This window comes from Vallitalea maricola, from assembly GCF_036985595.1.
GTDB classification, from domain to species: domain Bacteria; phylum Bacillota; class Clostridia; order Lachnospirales; family Vallitaleaceae; genus Vallitalea; species Vallitalea maricola.
On record NZ_BTPU01000023.1, the window covers coordinates 78,146 to 95,377 of the forward strand.

Genomic DNA, 17,232 nt, shown 5'->3' on the forward strand with positions numbered 1-17,232 from the left:
GAGGAGGTCATATGAAAAAACGCTTTATTTTAATATTAACAATTGTACTACTATCTTGTGTTATGTGTGTTTATGTAATCGGGGGTATGCCAGGAGTGTATGCTTGGAATCTACTGGTATTTATTTTTGCCCCTATTGCCAGTTTGTCATTATTACCACAAATCGTTGTTTATGTAGTTAGATTCCTAAAAAAGAAAGATACGAGGTGGAATCTTAGATATTTACTGTTTTCGATTGCTTTTTCAATCCCAATAACGGTATTATTTGGGGTTGGTATTCTTACATATCCTACAAAGGCAAACGAGGCAGATACTGTATCCATGCTGATGCCAGTTGAAAATCCTGTATTATTTGGTGGAAGAGAATATATAACTCACTCTGCATGGCCATCTGAATGTTATGCTTATGATATTTTGTCTGAGCCGTACGATATAGATTCTAGTGATTTAACGGATTACGGTATTTTCGGGAAAAATGTTATAGCACCTATTTCTGGGTTAGTAATAGGAGTTGAGGACACAGAACCTGATATTCCACCCAATACCGAAGACTTCACGAGTTCTTTTGGGAATTACATATTTATGGAAATTGAAGAGAGTAAAACTTATTTGATTTTAGCACATCTAGAAGTCAATAGTGTAAAGGTATCTGTTGGGGACTATGTGCAGGCAGGTCAAATAATCGCAAAGGTAGGTAATTCGGGTACAACCTCCGAGCCTCACTTACATATCCAACACCAAAGAAATAATCCGCTTAATACAGCAATTCCTACTTTGTCAGAGGGATTACCAATAGACTTTAAGGAATGAAACGAATAACCTGATAGCTAAAATGATTCTTGCACAAGACAAGTCAAAGCAATTCATCTGCATACCGGTCTTAGTCTTTTCTATTCAATGTAATAGGTCTAAGTAAGGCGATTCATATAACATTCTTAAGGTTTTATAAGTTGCATAAGGGTTGATTGGATTAAAAAATGCAAATATTTGTATTACTCTTTTAGATGAGCTTGGTTTTATTTTGATAGATAAATGGTAAATTATGATACAATGTATTAATATACTGACTCATAGCAAAACAAATAATAGAAAAAGCTATAATATAATAAATGAAAGGATTCACAATAATGAAACGAAATGATATAAGAATTATAATCGGTATATTAATAGTTGCAGGGTTATTTTATCTTTTTAATCAATATAGAATTAGTAAAATGGATATAAATAAATTATATGTGGAAATTAAAGTTGAAGGGGAATTATATGAACGAATTAAGTTGAGTGATGAGAAAGAAATTAAGGTTGAAAGAGAAGATGGTTATAATATTATAAAAGTACATGATAATGGTGTGGAGATGCTTGAAGCTAATTGCCCAGATCAAGTATGTGTCAGAACAGGTTTTATTAATAAAGTAGGTAGCACCATTGTATGCCTTCCCCATAAGATTTATGTAGAAATTGTTGGGGATATGGAGGACGGATTAGATGCTATATCACAGTAAAATTAAAAATCTAACCAAAGTGCAGAAAATGGTATTCATTTCTATGTTAATAGCTTTTGCTTTAGTATTAGGGTATCTTGAAAGAACATTTGTACCAGTAATGCCTTTTCCAGGAGTAAAATTAGGGCTGGCTAATATTATTACTCTGATAAGTCTATATTTCTTGTGTTTCAGAGAAGCTTTTTTGCTAGTTATACTAAGGGTAACTCTAAATAGCTTTTTCACAGGTTCTTTCATAACAATATGGTATAGCTTATCAGGAGGTATACTTAGTTTGATAGTAATGTTTTTACTTATACATTATAGTAAAGATAAAATAAGTATTGCTGGGATAAGTATCATTGGAGCGGTATCCCATAATATTGGACAATTGATAGTGGTAGCTATAACTACTGAAAGCATTAATGTAGCAGCAGCGTATTTTCCTATTTTAGCTTTTTCTGGTATTGTTACGGGTATACTTATTGGATTTACAGTTAATTACTTATTACCATACATAAATAGAATATTTAAATAAGGATATCATATAAGAAATGACATATTTCCCAGGAAATTAGTAGATAAAAATAAATGGAAAGTAATTTGTCGAGTTTATTATCTATGTGAAAAATAGTAGTAGGCTTACTTGTTATGCTTATTTATATTGAAAAAATGTATATTTACAATAACAGGGATATTACGAAAATATTACATAAAAACCCAAAATATTACGATTGTATTACATAATGCAATAGTATCTTTTTTAATATAGTTTTTTTTGTTATAATTTTGTAGAACTTAGATATTTACTAAATGATGGGAAGTTAATAAGCAAAAAACAAGGGGGAGAGTCATGATACGGAAAATCATTACAACTGTATTAACAATTACGATAATGTTAAATCTATTTTCAGTTAATGCAAGTGCAGAAACTACTAATAACGGAAAATTTTTTATTAAATATGATGGACAAATTTATAAATATAAAAATAGATTTGTAAAACTTGTAGTTGATGGAAAAGTTATTGAAACTGGGGACATGCCTGCTATCGTAATAACAGAAGATGTAAACGATAAGAAAGTAGGAAGAACATTAGTCCCAGTAAGGGAAGTATGTGAATCAGAACAGATAGGAGCTAAGGTAGATTGGAACGGACCAAAGCAAGAGGCTTACATATCATATGAAGATAAGTTTATTGTACTTAAAATTAACGACAAGAAAGCCATAGTTAATAATAAAGAGGTTATGTTGGATGTACCAGCTAAGCTGATACAAAATGTAAATACTAAGAAATGGAAAACAATGGTGCCTATTAGATTCATTGTAGAGACTTTTGGATATGAAGTTAACTGGAATGGAGAAGAATATAGTGCTGAAATGACCAAAAATAGTAACCAACAAGGTGAGGATAATACAGATGAACAATCAGGGGAAGATGACCAGTCAGAAAATGACCAAACTGATGTAGAGGACACCAATAAAGATAATGAAACAGATGAAGACTCTGAGTCTAGTGAAGATCAAAACTCAAATAATGATAGCGATAATGAAGGTGAATTATTAGATAGCTTGGAATCTAGTGGAGCAAAGAATGAATTACCAACTGAGTTGAAAAACAATCCAGTAGTATGGATGGTTGACGATAATGTACTATCAAAAATAAATGATAGATATACAGAGACAACTATTGCCAGAAAATTATGCCCAACTACGAAGGTCAAATCTATAGAGTATGAAAGTGACAAAGTTAATAAGAAATTTGTTATAGAAGCTTCAAGCCCCATTACAGATGTTAAGAAATCTTATTGGAAAAACAGATTAATCATTGATGTAGATAATTCGAAATGGGATATGGACAAATATGAAAAGACATTTGATGATAACCCTATAATAACAGGAGTTCGCTCCAGTCAATTTGCAGATACGATAACAAGAATCGTATTTGATTTAAAAGGTGAAGGATATAAATTCAATGTTTATCTATCAGAAGATAGGAAAAAAATAAATATTGAAGTTCAAAATAATTCAATCTATGGTATACATCTTGGACAAAATGACAAAGGTGACTATATTAAAATTTTAGGAGTTAAAGCTCCTGATGTAAAACCATTTAGATTAAGTAATCCTGATAGAATAGTTTTTGATTTACCAAATACAGAATCTCTGCTTAGTACTAGATCTTCAACAGCAGAAGGACAATATGTAAAAGAAATCAGAACCGCACAATTTGATGAGACAACAACTAGAATTGTAATCGAGACAGATGGACAAGCAGATTATACAATATCAGAAGAAAGTGGCTCTGCTACTATTATTCAGCTGATTGAACCATCTTATAATAATATTAAATATATTAATTATTATAATCCGACTATAGTACTTCAAAAGAATGGTAATGCAATTAATTTATCCAATATCAAATGTACAGATGACTACACAAATAGAAAATACATAATTCAGTTACCTGGTGATTATAAAGAGTTATTTGGTAATGGTACAATAAGAATTAATGACGGTATTATTAACTCAGTTGATATTAAAAATGATAAAGGTAATACAGTATTAACAATTGATGAGAATAGCGTTTATGACTATAGAATAACTGAGGACAAAGATAATATATATATTAAAGCGTTCAAGCCAAAAGAATTATATTCTAAGGTTATAGTGATAGACCCAGGACATGGAGGAAAAGACCCTGGTGCATCAGATAATGGATTAATAGAAAAAGAGCTTAATTTTGATATTGTATTATATTTAAAAGAATATCTAGATAAAGAAAAAGATATCAAAGTATATTATACCAGACTTGATGATTCATACCCTACATTACCTGAAAGGGCTAATTTAGCTAATGATATTGAAGCTGACTTTTTCGTTAGTGTACATAACAACTGGTATACTTCAAGTGCTCATGGAACAGAAGTATATTATTTAGCACCATCAAGTAAACCTGGTATGACTTCAATAAAACTTGCAGAAATATTCCAAAAGGCAATTGTAAGTGCGGTAGGAACGAAAGATAGAGGTATCAAATCAGGTAATCTATCTGTACTTAGAAATACTGATATGCCTGCTGTTTTAATAGAAGTAGCATTCTTATCCAATCCTACTGATGTTGCAAAATTGAAAAGTGAAACTTTTAAGAAGAATACAGCTAATGCAATATACAAAGCAATACTAGAAGCTTTCAAAAAATATCCAACTGGAAGATAGACATTTATCTAGGGAACAATTACATGATTGTTCCCTACAAATATATTCTACTTACAATAAGATGCACAATATTACAAAAAAACACTGTTGTAGCTTTCACTAATTAGGTATAAAATATAATTACCAAATATTTACAAATAAGAGGGGGAAGATTATGTATAGTGTTATAAATGCTTTTGTCGTATCATTGATAACTATGGGTTTGGTTATTAATATTATTTCTATGAAGAGTAATATATTTTATTATGAATTTGAAAAACAAGATGAAGGAATATTGACTAGTCAGGAAATTGATTTAAAAAATAATAAAAATGTAGAAGAAAACATAAGATATACATTACAATACTTGTTTGACAATAATGAAGGTCACTATTCATTTATACCAGAGGAAGTGACAATCACTAATATTTTGTTTATTAATGGTTCTCTAGAAATTGAGGTATCAGAAGATATACTTAATTATGGTGGTACTGCTAGGGAAATGTCTATGGTGGATCAGATTCTAGCAACAGTCTTTTCTATTAATGAAGTAGAAGAATTTTCACTTTTTATAGAGGGTAACCGAGAAGTTCTTAATGAAGGAACAAGTATAAAAGGATACACAAGAGATGAATGGGAAGAAAGGATGAAAACAATTGAGCAGAATTGATGGAAGACAAAATGATGAACTTAGAACAGTTAAGATTACAAAGGATTTTATTAAATATCCAGAGGGTTCAGTTTTAATAGAAATGGGTGAAACGAAAGTTATTTGTAATGCTTCTGTAGAAGATAGAGTTCCTCCTTTTAAAAAGGATTCAGGAGAAGGTTGGGTGACTGCTGAATATTCTATGCTGCCTAGAGCTACTCTAGATAGGAATACTAGAGATATCAGCAGATTAAAAAAGAATAACCGCTCTGTTGAGATTCAGAGATTGATTGGTAGAGCACTTAGATCTGTAGTAGATTATAAGGCTCTTGGAGAAAGAACAATAACTTTGGATTGTGATGTTATTCAAGCTGATGGTGGGACAAGGACTGCTTCCATAACAGGTGCTTTTGTAGCGTTAGTATTAGCTTGTAAAAAGCTATTGAATGATGGATTGATAGATAAGATACCTATTTCTTCTTATGTGGCTGCTATTAGTGTAGGAATAGTTGGTGATGAGGAATTATTGGATCTATGTTATGCAGAAGACAGTCATGCGAAAGTTGATATGAATGTTGTTATAACTGATAAAGGAGAACTTATTGAAGTGCAGGGTACGGGGGAAGAATCTCCTTTTACTAGGAAACAGTTGAATAAGTTATTGGATTTAGGTGAAAAAGGAGTAGAGGAGCTTATTAAGTTGCAAAAAGAGATATTGGAGGATTAATTATTAGTTGTCTAACGTGAGGGTAGAGGAGTGTGTAATATTGATTTTTACTTGCCTTACCTTGAGGAGCAGACGGTCTGCGTAAAAATCAACTATTACACAAACTCTAGTGGTTACGTTGGTAGAATAGGTAACAGTGTTAGGTAGTGATGTTGATATTATATAATATCATTAATTAGATTAATTAGATTTTACTGGTGATTTAATAGATTATTACTGAAGATAAGAGGAGACGTGTTGATGAAGGAAAAGATTATTTTTGCTACTAAGAATAGGGGAAAGATAAAAGAGATAAATATGATTATGGAGGATACTAATTATGAGGTTATATCTATGGAGGATGCAGGGATAAATATAGATATAGTTGAGGATGGGTCTACTTTTTTGGAGAATGCAATCATCAAGGCTAAAGAAGTTATGAAGATTGCTGAATGTATTGTTATGGCTGATGATTCGGGACTTGAAGTAGATTATCTTGATAAGGCTCCTGGTATTTATTCTGCTCGATTTGGTGGAGAGAATACTTCGTATAGGATAAAGAATAAGATGATTATTGATAAGTTGGAAGGAGTAGAGGAGAAAGATAGGACTGCAAGGTTTGTGTGTGCTATTGCTGCGGTATTTCCTGATGGTGAGATTTTAACTACTAGAGGTACGGTAGAAGGGATTATTCTCCATGAAGAGAGAGGAAACAATGGATTTGGTTATGATCCTATTTTTTATGTACCAGAATATTCATGTACAACAGCTGAAATGGATAACGAAGTAAAGAATAAGATAAGTCATAGAGGTAAAGCCTTAAGAAGTATGAAGGCTAAGATGAAAAGCTATAGAAACGGCTGCAATTAGTTGTATTTAATATGAAGAACAGTTAGAGCCATTAAACGGAGAGAATATATGAAGATACTTGTAATTAGTGATACGCATGGAAATTTGAGAAATGTAATAAAAGTAATTAAAGATACAAAAGATATTGATAGAATAATTCATTTGGGTGACTATGAGAGAGATGTTGAAGAGCTAGAAATCATTTCTGATGTACCTGTAGATTTTGTTCCAGGTAACTGTGATTTTAATTCTTATGCACCTAGAGAAAAAATACTTAATTTTTATGGTTTGAAAATATTGATTACTCATGGACATTACTATGATGTTAAATGGGAGTATGATACTATATTAAAGGCTGCTAAACAGAAAAAGGTAGATATTGTACTATTTGGACATACACATGTATCATTAGTAGATAATATAGATGATATTACACTTATTAATCCTGGTAGTATTTCATTACCTAGGGATGGTAAAGGGTGTAGTTTCGGTATATTAGAGATAGAAGAGAACGGTAAATTCCATATTACAATAAAAAAAATGGAAAAAAAACAAAAAAACTATTGACATTTGTTTGAAGCGTGTGTATAATAACTCTTGCGTTCGAAAAAGGATATCAAATATCATAAGCAACGGGGTGTGGCTCAGCTTGGCTAGAGCGCTTGATTTGGGTTCAAGAGGCCGCAGGTTCGAATCCTGTCACCCCGATACCTTATGCGGGTGTAGTTCAATGGTAGAACACCAGCCTTCCAAGCTGGATACGTGGGTTCGATTCCCATCACCCGCTTTGTAATTAGAAATGATTACAGACAAGGCATTGAACTTGTGATGTGCCTGTAGCTCAGTTGGATAGAGCAGTGGCCTTCTAAGCCACGTGTCCGGGGTTCGAATCCCTGCAGGCACGCTAGGCAATTAAATAATAAGTTGCTAAATATATGGTGGGTATAGCTCAGTTGGTTAGAGCGCAAGATTGTGGCTCTTGAGGCCGTGGGTTCGAATCCCATTACTCACCCTATAATATATTGGGTAGTCGCCAAGCGGTAAGGCACTAGACTTTGACTCTAGTATGCGTAGGTTCGAATCCTGCCTACCCAGTTTTGGGCTACTAGCTCAGTTGGCTAGAGCACTGGACTCTTAATCCAGGTGTCCTGGGTTCGAATCCCAGGTGGCTCATGATTTACAAAAAAGTAAGAAAAAAATTAAAAAATTACTTGACATCATTAAATAATTGTTATATTATTGTATAGGTAATTTACACAATGCGCGGATGTGGCGGAATTGGCAGACGCACTAGACTTAGGATCTAGCGCCTAACGGCGTGGGGGTTCGACTCCCTTCATCCGCATTGAAAAAGCACTTGGTATCCAAGTGCTTTTTGCTTGTATGCAGATATATAGTATACTTAATATAAATATATATGCAATGAACATGAGTATAAAATTATTCTTCATTAATGAACATGATTATAATTGAACATCCAAAAAACGAATATTTTCTTCTTTGCATAAGTTACTATTATGAAATCTAGAATCAAATGTTACTTCTTTCACAAACCAACTAGGTGGAGTAAAATTGTTTGCTGACTCTTCGCTGTCAAATTCCACTTCTGCCATGATTAGTCCTTCTAATTTATCATTAAAAATGTCCAGTTCTACAGTCAATGATTTATCCAGAGGAATATAATATCTTTTTTTACTAATTATATTATGATCTATTTTGGATTTTAAAGTATTATATTGTTCCTTTGAAATTTCATCTTCAAATTCTTGCCTTACCATTAAACCAGAAGATTTATAGGTAACATAGTAAGATTCATCAGTTTTTCTTATCCTGATGACAGGATTGGTACAGATATAACCTTGTTCTATGTTAATATGTGGATATCTTGTTATTTTGTCAAATGGTATGTTGATGAGATACTTTTTTTCTATTTCCATAGGGTTACTGATCCTTTCACATTTTAGTCATCCGAAATTAAACTTTCCCACCTTTAATTAAGCCTGAATGCAAGGGTTTTTGGAGTGGAAAAGGTGAATTTATAATTATAAGTTAACAAATAGTAAATAAAATATCATTATTATAATACTACAATAAAAAATAGTAGTGGTTGAGCTGTGTTTTTTAGGAGCATAGAGATATTTCTCTTTAAGGAATTCTTTTATTTCTTGTTTAGATTTTAATGAATATTCTTGTTCAAGACGATACTTATATTTTTTTGAAACAGTGGCTCTGTAATGTTTAGTAGAGTATCTAAAAATATTAAAAACACCTTGATCATCAACAAATACTATACCAGTTATGATAAAAGCAAACAAATTAACCAAAAACATTTTTTCTAAAAAAATATGGTATAGAGTAATTGATTGGGTTTCTAATCTTTTGTCGAAAAAAGCAAGTAATAAACTAGCAGAAATAGCAATCAATATATAAATAATGATTTTTTTTGCATTTTTTTTCATAATAATCCTCCGATGAATGTGCTTTACAATTTATAGTATTTTTTTACATAACATAAAAATAACCATAAACATTATAGCATAATCTATTTGTTTTCAACATACATAGATTTTAATTTCATCATAATTAGACTAAAACTATTCGAGCTTATAATTCATTATTGCTTTTTAAAATACAAAAACGGCTATAAACCTACAAAATATCGCATGAATTTTAATACCAGAATGCTATGATATGGCAGAGTGTTAGCATATTAACCTATTATCAAAACCTTTACAAAGACTAAAATATGATATATAATTATTTAAGTATAATCTTGTTTTACTGGTCACAGAGTAACACAAAATTATCAAAACCCGACTAAAAGGATACATAAAAAGATAATATCTAGGGTGGGATAACAACAATTTTAAAGGAGGATTTTTATGAAGAAATTATTAGCTTTACTACTAGTGTTGACAATGACATTTTCACTAGCAGCATGTGGCAACAAAGATAAGGAAAAGACGACGCCAAGTGACAACGACAAGACAGTAACTGACAATGGAGATAAAGATCAAGATAAAGATAAAGATCAAACAGCAGATGATGAGAAAAAAGTATTACGTTTACTTGATGTAACTAATATACCTAAGTTAATTACATGGCAATCAACAGATAACATTTCTTTCCAAATATTAGGAAATGTTCTTGGAGGATTATTTATTAAAGGTGTAGATGGGACTCCTAAAGAAGATATGGTTGATACATATAAAGTTTCAGAAGATGGACTTACATATACATTTAACTTAAAAAAAGGTGTTCAATGGGTTACTATTGATGGAGAACCTTATGGAGAAGTAACAGCTAATGACTTTGTATTTGCATGGAAAAAATTATTGGATCCAGCAGAAGCTGCTCAATATGCAAGCTTATTTGAAACATGTGCAATCAAAAATGGTGCTACTGCTTTCAAATTGCAAAATGAAATAGTTACTTATGAAAAAAATGATAAGTCATTAAAGAATTTAAAAGTAGAAGATTATGAAGATACTGATGAAGCTACTGCTAAAGAACAATATGACGAAGCTAAAAAAGCACTTGAAGAAAAAGTAACAACTCTTTTAGCTGATTTAGAAGGAACTTATGGTTCAGTAGATAAAGCTAAAGAAAAATTAGTAGAACTAGTAGAGACTGTAGCTATTTCAGCTGAAGATGATTACACTTTCAAAGTTGAATTAGATGCACCAGTTCCTTATTTAATTGATTTATTATGTTTCCCTGCTTTATTCCCAGCAAATGAGAAGTTCTATAACGAAGTTGGAGCAGATAAATATGGAAAATCTGCAAAAGATTTCTTATATAATGGTGCATTCATATTCAAAGAGTGGAAAATCAGTGAAAGACATTACCTAGTTAAAAATGAAAATTACTGGGATGCAGAAAATGTTTACTTAGATGCAATTGATTCTCGTGTTATTGAAGATGCTAATAATGATACACGTGTTAATATGTACTTAGACGGACAAGTAGATAGAGCACCATTAGCAGGTGAAAATGTAGATAAATACGGTAATAGACCAGATGCTTTATTATTACCAGAATCAGGAATTCAGTATCTACAAATTAACCCATGGAATGGGGCTTTAACTCCAGCTAGAAAAGTATTACAAGATGTTAGAGCAAGAAAAGCTATTAACATGGCTATTGATAAATCATATATAACAGATATCGTATTAAAAAATGGTTCTGTTCCTACAGATGGTTTTGTACCAAGTGGATTCGTAGCTAGTGCAAATCATGACGGTAAAGATTTCCGTGAAGTAGCTGAAGATTTATACGGTGGTGGTAAAGGTTATAATACTTATAATCCAGAAGAAGCAACAAAATTATGGAATGAAGCAATGAACGATTTAGGTATGACTGAAGTAACTATAGATTTAATGCTTGGTGGAAGAGAAAATGATAAAAAGAATGCAACTCATATTAAAGATGAGATGGAGAAAAACTTACCAGGATGTACTGTGGAAATATCAACAATACCTTGGGGAGAAAGATTAGATAGAACTGCAAAAGGTGATTTCATTATGAACTGGACAGGATGGGGTCCAGACTATCCAGACTCTCCAACATTCCTAGAAATATTTACAATTGATTCAGAATATAACAATGGTAAATATAATAACCCAGAATATGATGAAGTTCTTAAGTCAGCTAAAACAGGAGAATTAACAAATCCTTCTAGAGCTAAAGAACGTTTCGAAAAATTAGTTGAAATAGAAAAAATATTACTTGAAGATGATCAAGCAGTGATACCTATGTATCAACAAAGTAGATTACTTCTTTGTAATCCAAAAGTTAAAAATATGACTTTACAACAATCTGGTGCAGATTATATATATAAATGGGTTAAATTTGAGTAGACTTTACTAATTTAAAATTTTATATGATTTTCAAGTTTTGGCAGGTAACACTGCCAAAACTTATGTTATGTAATATTTTAATTCGCTAAAGTATTAATTGATTGGAGGTTCATTAATGTTTCGTTATACAATTGAAAGGATAGCTCTTATTATTTTAACTCTATTTATTGTTTTAACGATAAACTTTTTTTTATTGCGATTAATGCCAGGTTCGCCATTTGCTAATCCTAAAATTACACAAGCGCAAATAGAAATGATAGAGGAAAAATACGGGCTTGATGATCCAGCATATGTTCAGTATTTTAGATATATAAAAAATCTAGTAGTGAAACAAGATTTAGGTGTTTCTTTTAAACTTCAAGACCAACCAGTTAAAGGGTTAATAGGTATGAAATTACCGCATACTGTAAAAATTGGAACAATAGCTCTAATTTTTGGTGTTATTGTTGGAATTTTTCTAGGTGCAATAGCAGCTATTTATCGGAATTCGATATGGGATAATATTATAACTATAATGGCTGTTATAGGTGTGTCTATACCTGGATTTGTAGCAGCAGCATTTTTACAATATTTCTTTTGTAGTAAGTTAGGGTGGTTCCCATATATTTATAATCCTGTTGATGCTCTTAGAAAAATCTCAATTTGGGACTCTATTTACTCAGCTCTTCTACCAGCACTTTCATTATCTCTATATGTTATATCATCAACTATGAGATATATGCGTTCTGAATTAGTAGAAGTATTAAATAGTGATTATATTTTACTTGCAAGAGCTAAGGGACTAAGTAAACCTAAGGTTATATTTAGGCATGCCCTTAGAAATGCATTAATACCAGTAATTACTATGATAGGTCCTTTAGCTGTTAATATACTTACAGGAGGAGTTGTTGTAGAACAATTTTTCGGTGTGCCTGGATTAGGTAAATTATTAGTTACTGGAATATTCAGTAATGACTATTTTGTTGTATTAGGTGTTAACTTAGTAATAAGCTTTTTATATGTTTCGGTTATATTAGTTGTAGATTTATTATATGGCGTTATTGATCCAAGAATTAGACTAAAAGGAGGTGGAGTATAAGATGGCATTATCTAAAGAAAAATTTGTATTAAAACAACATGATTTTTCAGAAGTAGACAAAATAAATACCGAGAGTGTTTCCTTTTGGAAAGATGCACGAAGAAGGCTTAGAAAGAATAAAGCTTCTATGGTAGGATTTTATGCAATTATAATATTAATAATACTAGCTATTTTTGGACCTATAAGTCCTATTAATCAAAAAAATGCAGATGGAACGGTTTTTAGATATGATTCATCACCTATAATACTTGATGATAATGGAGTCGAAATTCCTAAAAAGGATATATCTTATCTTCCACCTAGAATACCTGGAATAGAGAAATTAGGTATATTTGATGGTCATGCAACTATAGACAGAGGTTCTTTTGATTTGATAGTTGGTGATTTACCTAAGACTGATGAGTTCAATGAATTAAAGAAACCTACAAAACGAAAGCAATTAGTTGAAGAATTAGGAATACCATATCATCCTTATGAGATTAATATAATTAGTATCTATAATAATGATAATGATGTTTTAACGGCCAAAATTAAAGTACTTGCTACAGAAGAAATTCTTGAATTACCATATGAAGAATTAGTAAGTGATTATACTAAGTATAAGCCTGGAACATTTAGATTAATTAGTTCAAGTATTGATGAATACGGCGTTGAAATGTTAAAAATGGATGTTGACTATTATGCTGTTCAAAACATAAAAGATCATTATTTTTGGTTAGGAACAGATAAACTAGCTCTAGACCTTTGGACTAGATTATGGATTGGTGTAAGAGTTTCATTAATTATTGCTTTGGCCTCTCTAGTTGTTGACTTTACCATTGGAATTTTATATGGTACTATATCTGGATTCTATGGTGGAACCAAAGTTGATACTGTCATGATGCGTATTACTGAAATACTTGGAAGTATTCCAGCACTAGTTCTGATGGTTATATTTATTAGTATTAGTGACAGAATAGAAGGGTTTATTGATGGACTATTGCCAGGGGAGCAAGGATTAGCAACTATTAGATTAATTATATTAATATTGGCTATGAGTTTAACAGGATGGATAACAGTAGCTAGAGTTGTTAGATCTCAAATACTTAAGTTAAGAGAACAAGAATATATATTGGCATCTAGAACTTTGGGAGCTTCCAAAAGAAGATTAATGGCTAAACATTTATTCCCTAACATTATTGGGCAAATACTTGTAATGGCAACTTTCTCAATTCCTGGTGCTATATTCTATGAGGCATTTTTAACATTTATAGGTATTGGATTACCAATTCCAATGTCCTCACTTGGTGTATTAGTAAATGAAGGTTATGAAGCTTTCCAAACTATACCAAGTATGTTATTGATACCTGCAACAGTTATGTCAATTTTAATGTTATCTATTAACCTATTAGCTAATGGACTTAGAGATGCATTAGATCCACGTATGAGATAGAAAGGAGAAAGAAGATGAATAAAGATAAAGTATTAGAAGTCAAAGATTTAGAAGTCTCTTTCAGAACTCATGCTGGGGATGTGCAGGCTGTTAGAGGTATATCTTTTGATTTACATAAAGGTGAAACACTTGCTATTGTTGGTGAATCAGGATCAGGTAAATCAGTAACAGTTAAAGGTATTATGGGACTATTAGCTGATAATGGATATTATAAGAATGGGCATATTTTATTTGAAGGTCATGACGTAACACAAATGAAAGAATCTCATCTGCATTCAATTAGAGGAAATAAAATGGCTATGATATTCCAAGATCCTATGACCTCATTAGATCCTACAATGACAATTGGAAAGCAAATAATGGAGGTTATTAGACTCCATCAAAAAGTTTCTAAACAAGAAGCTTTTGAGAAAGCTGTTAAATTAATAGATATGGTTGGAATACCAAGTCCAAGAGAAAGAATGAAGCAATATCCTCATCAATTTTCTGGTGGTATGAGACAAAGAATAGTTATAGCTATTGCATTAGCTTGTGAGCCTACTATCTTAATAGCAGATGAACCTACTACTGCACTTGATGTTACTATTCAAGCTCAAATCTTAGACTTAGTTAAAGACTTGCAACAAAAGATTGGTGCTTCAGTTATATTCATAACTCACGATTTAGGTGTAGTAGCAAATGTTGCTGACCGTGTTGCTGTTATGTATGCTGGTAAAATGGTTGAGGTTGGAACAAGTGATGAAGTATTTTATGATCCAAGACATCCATATACATGGGGATTAATTGGTTCAATGCCAGACTTGGAAACAGAAGGAGCATTATATGCTATTCCTGGTACGCCACCAAACTTGATTAAACCACCAGTTGGTGATGCATTTGCTTTAAGAAGTAAATATGCTATGGAAATTGATTTTGAACAACAACCACCGATGTTTGATATAAGTGACACTCATAAAGTAGCTTCATGGCTATTACATGAAAATGCACCGGAAATAACACCTCCTGATGTTATAGTTAAACGAAGAAAACGTTTAGAGGAGGTGAACAGCTAATGAGTTCAAAAGAAGTATTAGTTGAAGTCCAAAATCTAAAGCAACACTTTAAAATAGGTAGAAGCGGTGTTGTCAAAGCTGTTGATGATATCTCGTTCAAAATATATAAAGGTGAAACATTTGGTTTGGTTGGAGAATCAGGTTCGGGGAAATCAACTACAGGAAGAACTATGATAAGATTATATAACCCTACAGGTGGAAAAGTATTCATGGAGGGCGACAGAATTGACGGTAGAGTTCCTAAAAAAGTTATTGCCAATGTTAATAGAAATATGCAAATGATTTTCCAAGACCCAATGGCATGTCTTAACCCACGTATGAAGGTTGAAGATATTATTGCTGAAGGAATAGATATTCATAAATTGGCTAAAAACAAAGATGATAGACGTGAAAAAGTAATAGAAATGTTAAAAATTGTTGGACTCAATGAGCAACATGCTGACCGTTATCCTCATGAGTTCTCAGGTGGTCAAAGACAAAGAATAGGTATAGCTAGAGCTATGGCTGTTGAGCCAAAGTTCATAATAGCTGATGAACCTATATCAGCACTTGACGTTTCAATACAAGCACAAGTTGTAAACTTGATGAATGAATTGAAACAAAAAAGAGGATTAACATATTTATTTATTGCCCATGATTTATCAATGGTTAAGTATATTAGTGATAGAATAGCAGTTATGTATAAAGGTAAAATAATGGAACTTACAACAAGTAAACAATTATTTGAAAAACCTTTACATCCATACACAAGATCCTTGTTGTCAGCTATTCCACTACCAGACCCTATTACTGAACGAACTAGAAGACGTCATGCTTATTTACCAGAAAAAGAACATGATTATTCAACTCATCAACCAGAATGGGTTGAAGTTGATCCAGGTCACTTCATTTATGGTAATGAAAAAGAAATAGAAAAGTGGGACGCAATATATAGATAAACTAAAAATAAGACTACATAGAAATTTTGCTATGTAGTCTTATTTTATTTTGATTATAAATATTTTTTGTAGATATGAAATGAAAATCAATAAACTTAAAAAATTATAATTTAACTAGGATAATAGATAGCCTGTTAAAATATAATTTTATCTGGAGTCTAAACATATATGTACGAAAATAATTTATTAATATTTTTTGTTGTAATATTTTCGATGCTTGCTTCTTCAGCAGCTTGTATCACGCTCTCATAAGGCAATTGATAAATATATGAAATATCTGAAGGACTATAAGAATTAGGTACTTTTCGTTTTACTTCTCTAGAAAACAATTTGCATATGTCGCTACTTCCATAAAACATAATCATAATAAAAGATTGTTTTGTTATACTATCAATATCATTATTTCTCATAATTTTTTTTATCTCATGATTTGAGATATTTAATAGTTCTGAGACAACATCCATATCAAAAACATCCTTTTCCTCAGTTTTTAAAAATAAATCTATTTTTTTTAGTTTTGGAGAAAGATGATTGTTATAATAATCAAGATATGTAGCCATGTAAAAACCTCCTGAAAAATTAAATTATTAATAAACACTTTTTTGCAAAAGTGTAAATACTATACTAAGGAATTATTATAAAAAATTTATCTAAATAGATTATAACTTATTATCCATACAAAATCATATGTAATAAATGGTTTTTTAATGGTTACAAATACCATAGTAAAAAAATAATTATAGTTAATACTATGATTACGGAGGTGATTTTAAATGGCATATAACAAGCAAGCAACAGATGCACTTAACAAATTTAAGTATGAAATAGCTAACGAGCTTAACGTTAACTTAAAACAAGGTTATAATGGAGATTTAACTTCTGCACAAGCTGGTTCAGTAGGTGGAGAAATGGTTAAAAGAATGATTCAAAGCCAAGAGCAATCTATGTCATCAGGTGGTTCTTATTAATCACTTAACAACGATAATTAAATCA

General features: G+C 31.4%; 17 protein-coding genes and 7 tRNA genes. 21 read left to right on the forward strand and 3 right to left on the reverse strand.

Annotated elements, in window-relative coordinates:
- The first annotated feature begins 11 nt into the window (after nucleotides 1-11).
- From AACQ14_RS07620 to AACQ14_RS07690, 15 genes are all read left to right on the forward strand, one after another.
- Nucleotides 12-809: a M23 family metallopeptidase gene (locus tag AACQ14_RS07620; RefSeq protein WP_339362986.1), complete on the forward strand. Its 798-nt coding sequence runs from the start codon at nucleotides 12-14 to the stop codon at nucleotides 807-809.
- A gap of 317 nt (nucleotides 810-1,126) precedes the next feature.
- Nucleotides 1,127-1,501: a NusG domain II-containing protein gene (locus AACQ14_RS07625; RefSeq protein WP_339362987.1), complete on the forward strand. Its 375-nt coding sequence runs from the start codon at nucleotides 1,127-1,129 to the stop codon at nucleotides 1,499-1,501.
- A complete protein-coding gene (locus AACQ14_RS07630) occupies nucleotides 1,485-2,018 on the forward strand; it encodes a Gx transporter family protein (RefSeq protein WP_339362988.1) in 534 nt (177 codons plus the stop codon). The genes AACQ14_RS07625 and AACQ14_RS07630 overlap by 17 nt, the downstream gene beginning before the upstream one ends.
- A gap of 315 nt (nucleotides 2,019-2,333) precedes the next feature.
- Nucleotides 2,334-4,697, forward strand: coding sequence for an N-acetylmuramoyl-L-alanine amidase (locus AACQ14_RS07635; RefSeq protein ID WP_339362989.1), 2,364 nt, complete (start codon nucleotides 2,334-2,336; stop codon nucleotides 4,695-4,697).
- A gap of 154 nt (nucleotides 4,698-4,851) precedes the next feature.
- Nucleotides 4,852-5,346: a GerMN domain-containing protein gene (locus tag AACQ14_RS07640; RefSeq protein WP_339362990.1), complete on the forward strand. Its 495-nt coding sequence runs from the start codon at nucleotides 4,852-4,854 to the stop codon at nucleotides 5,344-5,346.
- On the forward strand, nucleotides 5,333-6,052 hold the full coding sequence (rph, locus tag AACQ14_RS07645) for a ribonuclease PH (protein ID WP_339362991.1): 720 nt from the start codon (nucleotides 5,333-5,335) through the stop codon (nucleotides 6,050-6,052). The genes AACQ14_RS07640 and rph overlap by 14 nt, the downstream gene beginning before the upstream one ends.
- A 240-nt stretch (nucleotides 6,053-6,292) precedes the next feature.
- Nucleotides 6,293-6,901, forward strand: a complete 609-nt coding sequence (locus tag AACQ14_RS07650; protein ID WP_339362992.1) for an XTP/dITP diphosphatase — start codon at nucleotides 6,293-6,295, stop codon at nucleotides 6,899-6,901.
- Between the two features lie 48 nt (nucleotides 6,902-6,949).
- A complete protein-coding gene (locus tag AACQ14_RS07655) occupies nucleotides 6,950-7,447 on the forward strand; it encodes a metallophosphoesterase family protein (RefSeq protein ID WP_339362993.1) in 498 nt (165 codons plus the stop codon).
- Between the two features lie 66 nt (nucleotides 7,448-7,513).
- Nucleotides 7,514-7,588: transfer RNA gene (locus tag AACQ14_RS07660), tRNA-Pro, on the forward strand.
- Between the two features lie 8 nt (nucleotides 7,589-7,596).
- Nucleotides 7,597-7,667 (forward strand) — tRNA-Gly (locus AACQ14_RS07665).
- Nucleotides 7,668-7,710: 43 nt separating this feature from the next.
- Nucleotides 7,711-7,784, forward strand: a tRNA-Arg gene (locus AACQ14_RS07670).
- A 34-nt stretch (nucleotides 7,785-7,818) separates the two neighbouring features.
- Nucleotides 7,819-7,892: transfer RNA gene (locus tag AACQ14_RS07675), tRNA-His, on the forward strand.
- Between the two features lie 11 nt (nucleotides 7,893-7,903).
- A tRNA-Gln gene (locus AACQ14_RS07680) sits at nucleotides 7,904-7,975 on the forward strand.
- A gap of 4 nt (nucleotides 7,976-7,979) precedes the next feature.
- A tRNA-Lys gene (locus AACQ14_RS07685) sits at nucleotides 7,980-8,053 on the forward strand.
- A gap of 90 nt (nucleotides 8,054-8,143) precedes the next feature.
- Nucleotides 8,144-8,225, forward strand: a tRNA-Leu gene (locus AACQ14_RS07690).
- Nucleotides 8,226-8,343: 118 nt separating this feature from the next.
- On the opposite strand, the gene AACQ14_RS07695 is transcribed toward AACQ14_RS07690, so the two are convergent.
- Both AACQ14_RS07695 and AACQ14_RS07700 read right to left on the reverse strand, forming a co-directional pair.
- Complete coding sequence (locus tag AACQ14_RS07695; RefSeq protein WP_339362994.1) at nucleotides 8,344-8,817, reverse strand: CYTH domain-containing protein; 474 nt, start codon at nucleotides 8,815-8,817, stop codon at nucleotides 8,344-8,346.
- Nucleotides 8,818-8,922: 105 nt separating this feature from the next.
- Complete coding sequence (locus AACQ14_RS07700; protein WP_339362995.1) at nucleotides 8,923-9,339, reverse strand: DUF3899 domain-containing protein; 417 nt, start codon at nucleotides 9,337-9,339, stop codon at nucleotides 8,923-8,925.
- A gap of 423 nt (nucleotides 9,340-9,762) precedes the next feature.
- Between AACQ14_RS07700 and AACQ14_RS07705 the strand changes: the two genes are divergently transcribed.
- From AACQ14_RS07705 to AACQ14_RS07725, 5 genes are all read left to right on the forward strand, one after another.
- Nucleotides 9,763-11,739 (forward strand): peptide ABC transporter substrate-binding protein, encoded by a 1,977-nt coding sequence (locus AACQ14_RS07705; RefSeq protein WP_339362996.1) that lies wholly within the window; start codon nucleotides 9,763-9,765, stop codon nucleotides 11,737-11,739.
- Nucleotides 11,740-11,854: 115 nt separating this feature from the next.
- Nucleotides 11,855-12,817, forward strand: coding sequence for an ABC transporter permease (locus AACQ14_RS07710; RefSeq protein WP_339362997.1), 963 nt, complete (start codon nucleotides 11,855-11,857; stop codon nucleotides 12,815-12,817).
- A 1-nt stretch (nucleotide 12,818) separates the two neighbouring features.
- A complete protein-coding gene (locus AACQ14_RS07715; protein WP_339362998.1) occupies nucleotides 12,819-14,249 on the forward strand; it encodes an ABC transporter permease in 1,431 nt (476 codons plus the stop codon).
- 14 nt (nucleotides 14,250-14,263) lie between these two features.
- The gene (locus AACQ14_RS07720) at nucleotides 14,264-15,301 is read left to right on the forward strand and encodes an ABC transporter ATP-binding protein (RefSeq protein WP_339362999.1); all 1,038 of its coding nucleotides are present in this window, start codon (nucleotides 14,264-14,266) and stop codon (nucleotides 15,299-15,301) included.
- Complete coding sequence (locus tag AACQ14_RS07725) at nucleotides 15,301-16,239, forward strand: ABC transporter ATP-binding protein (protein WP_339363000.1); 939 nt, start codon at nucleotides 15,301-15,303, stop codon at nucleotides 16,237-16,239. The genes AACQ14_RS07720 and AACQ14_RS07725 overlap by 1 nt, the downstream gene beginning before the upstream one ends.
- 158 nt (nucleotides 16,240-16,397) lie before the next feature.
- Here AACQ14_RS07725 and AACQ14_RS07730 read toward each other — a convergent pair whose 3' ends face one another.
- Entirely contained in the window at nucleotides 16,398-16,799 is a 402-nt protein-coding gene (locus AACQ14_RS07730; RefSeq protein ID WP_339363001.1) for a hypothetical protein, read from the reverse strand.
- Between the two features lie 213 nt (nucleotides 16,800-17,012).
- Here AACQ14_RS07730 and AACQ14_RS07735 point away from each other — a divergent pair, with 213 nt between their 5' ends.
- Nucleotides 17,013-17,207, forward strand: coding sequence for an alpha/beta-type small acid-soluble spore protein (locus tag AACQ14_RS07735; RefSeq protein WP_339363002.1), 195 nt, complete (start codon nucleotides 17,013-17,015; stop codon nucleotides 17,205-17,207).
- Nucleotides 17,208-17,232: the final 25 nt, after the last annotated feature.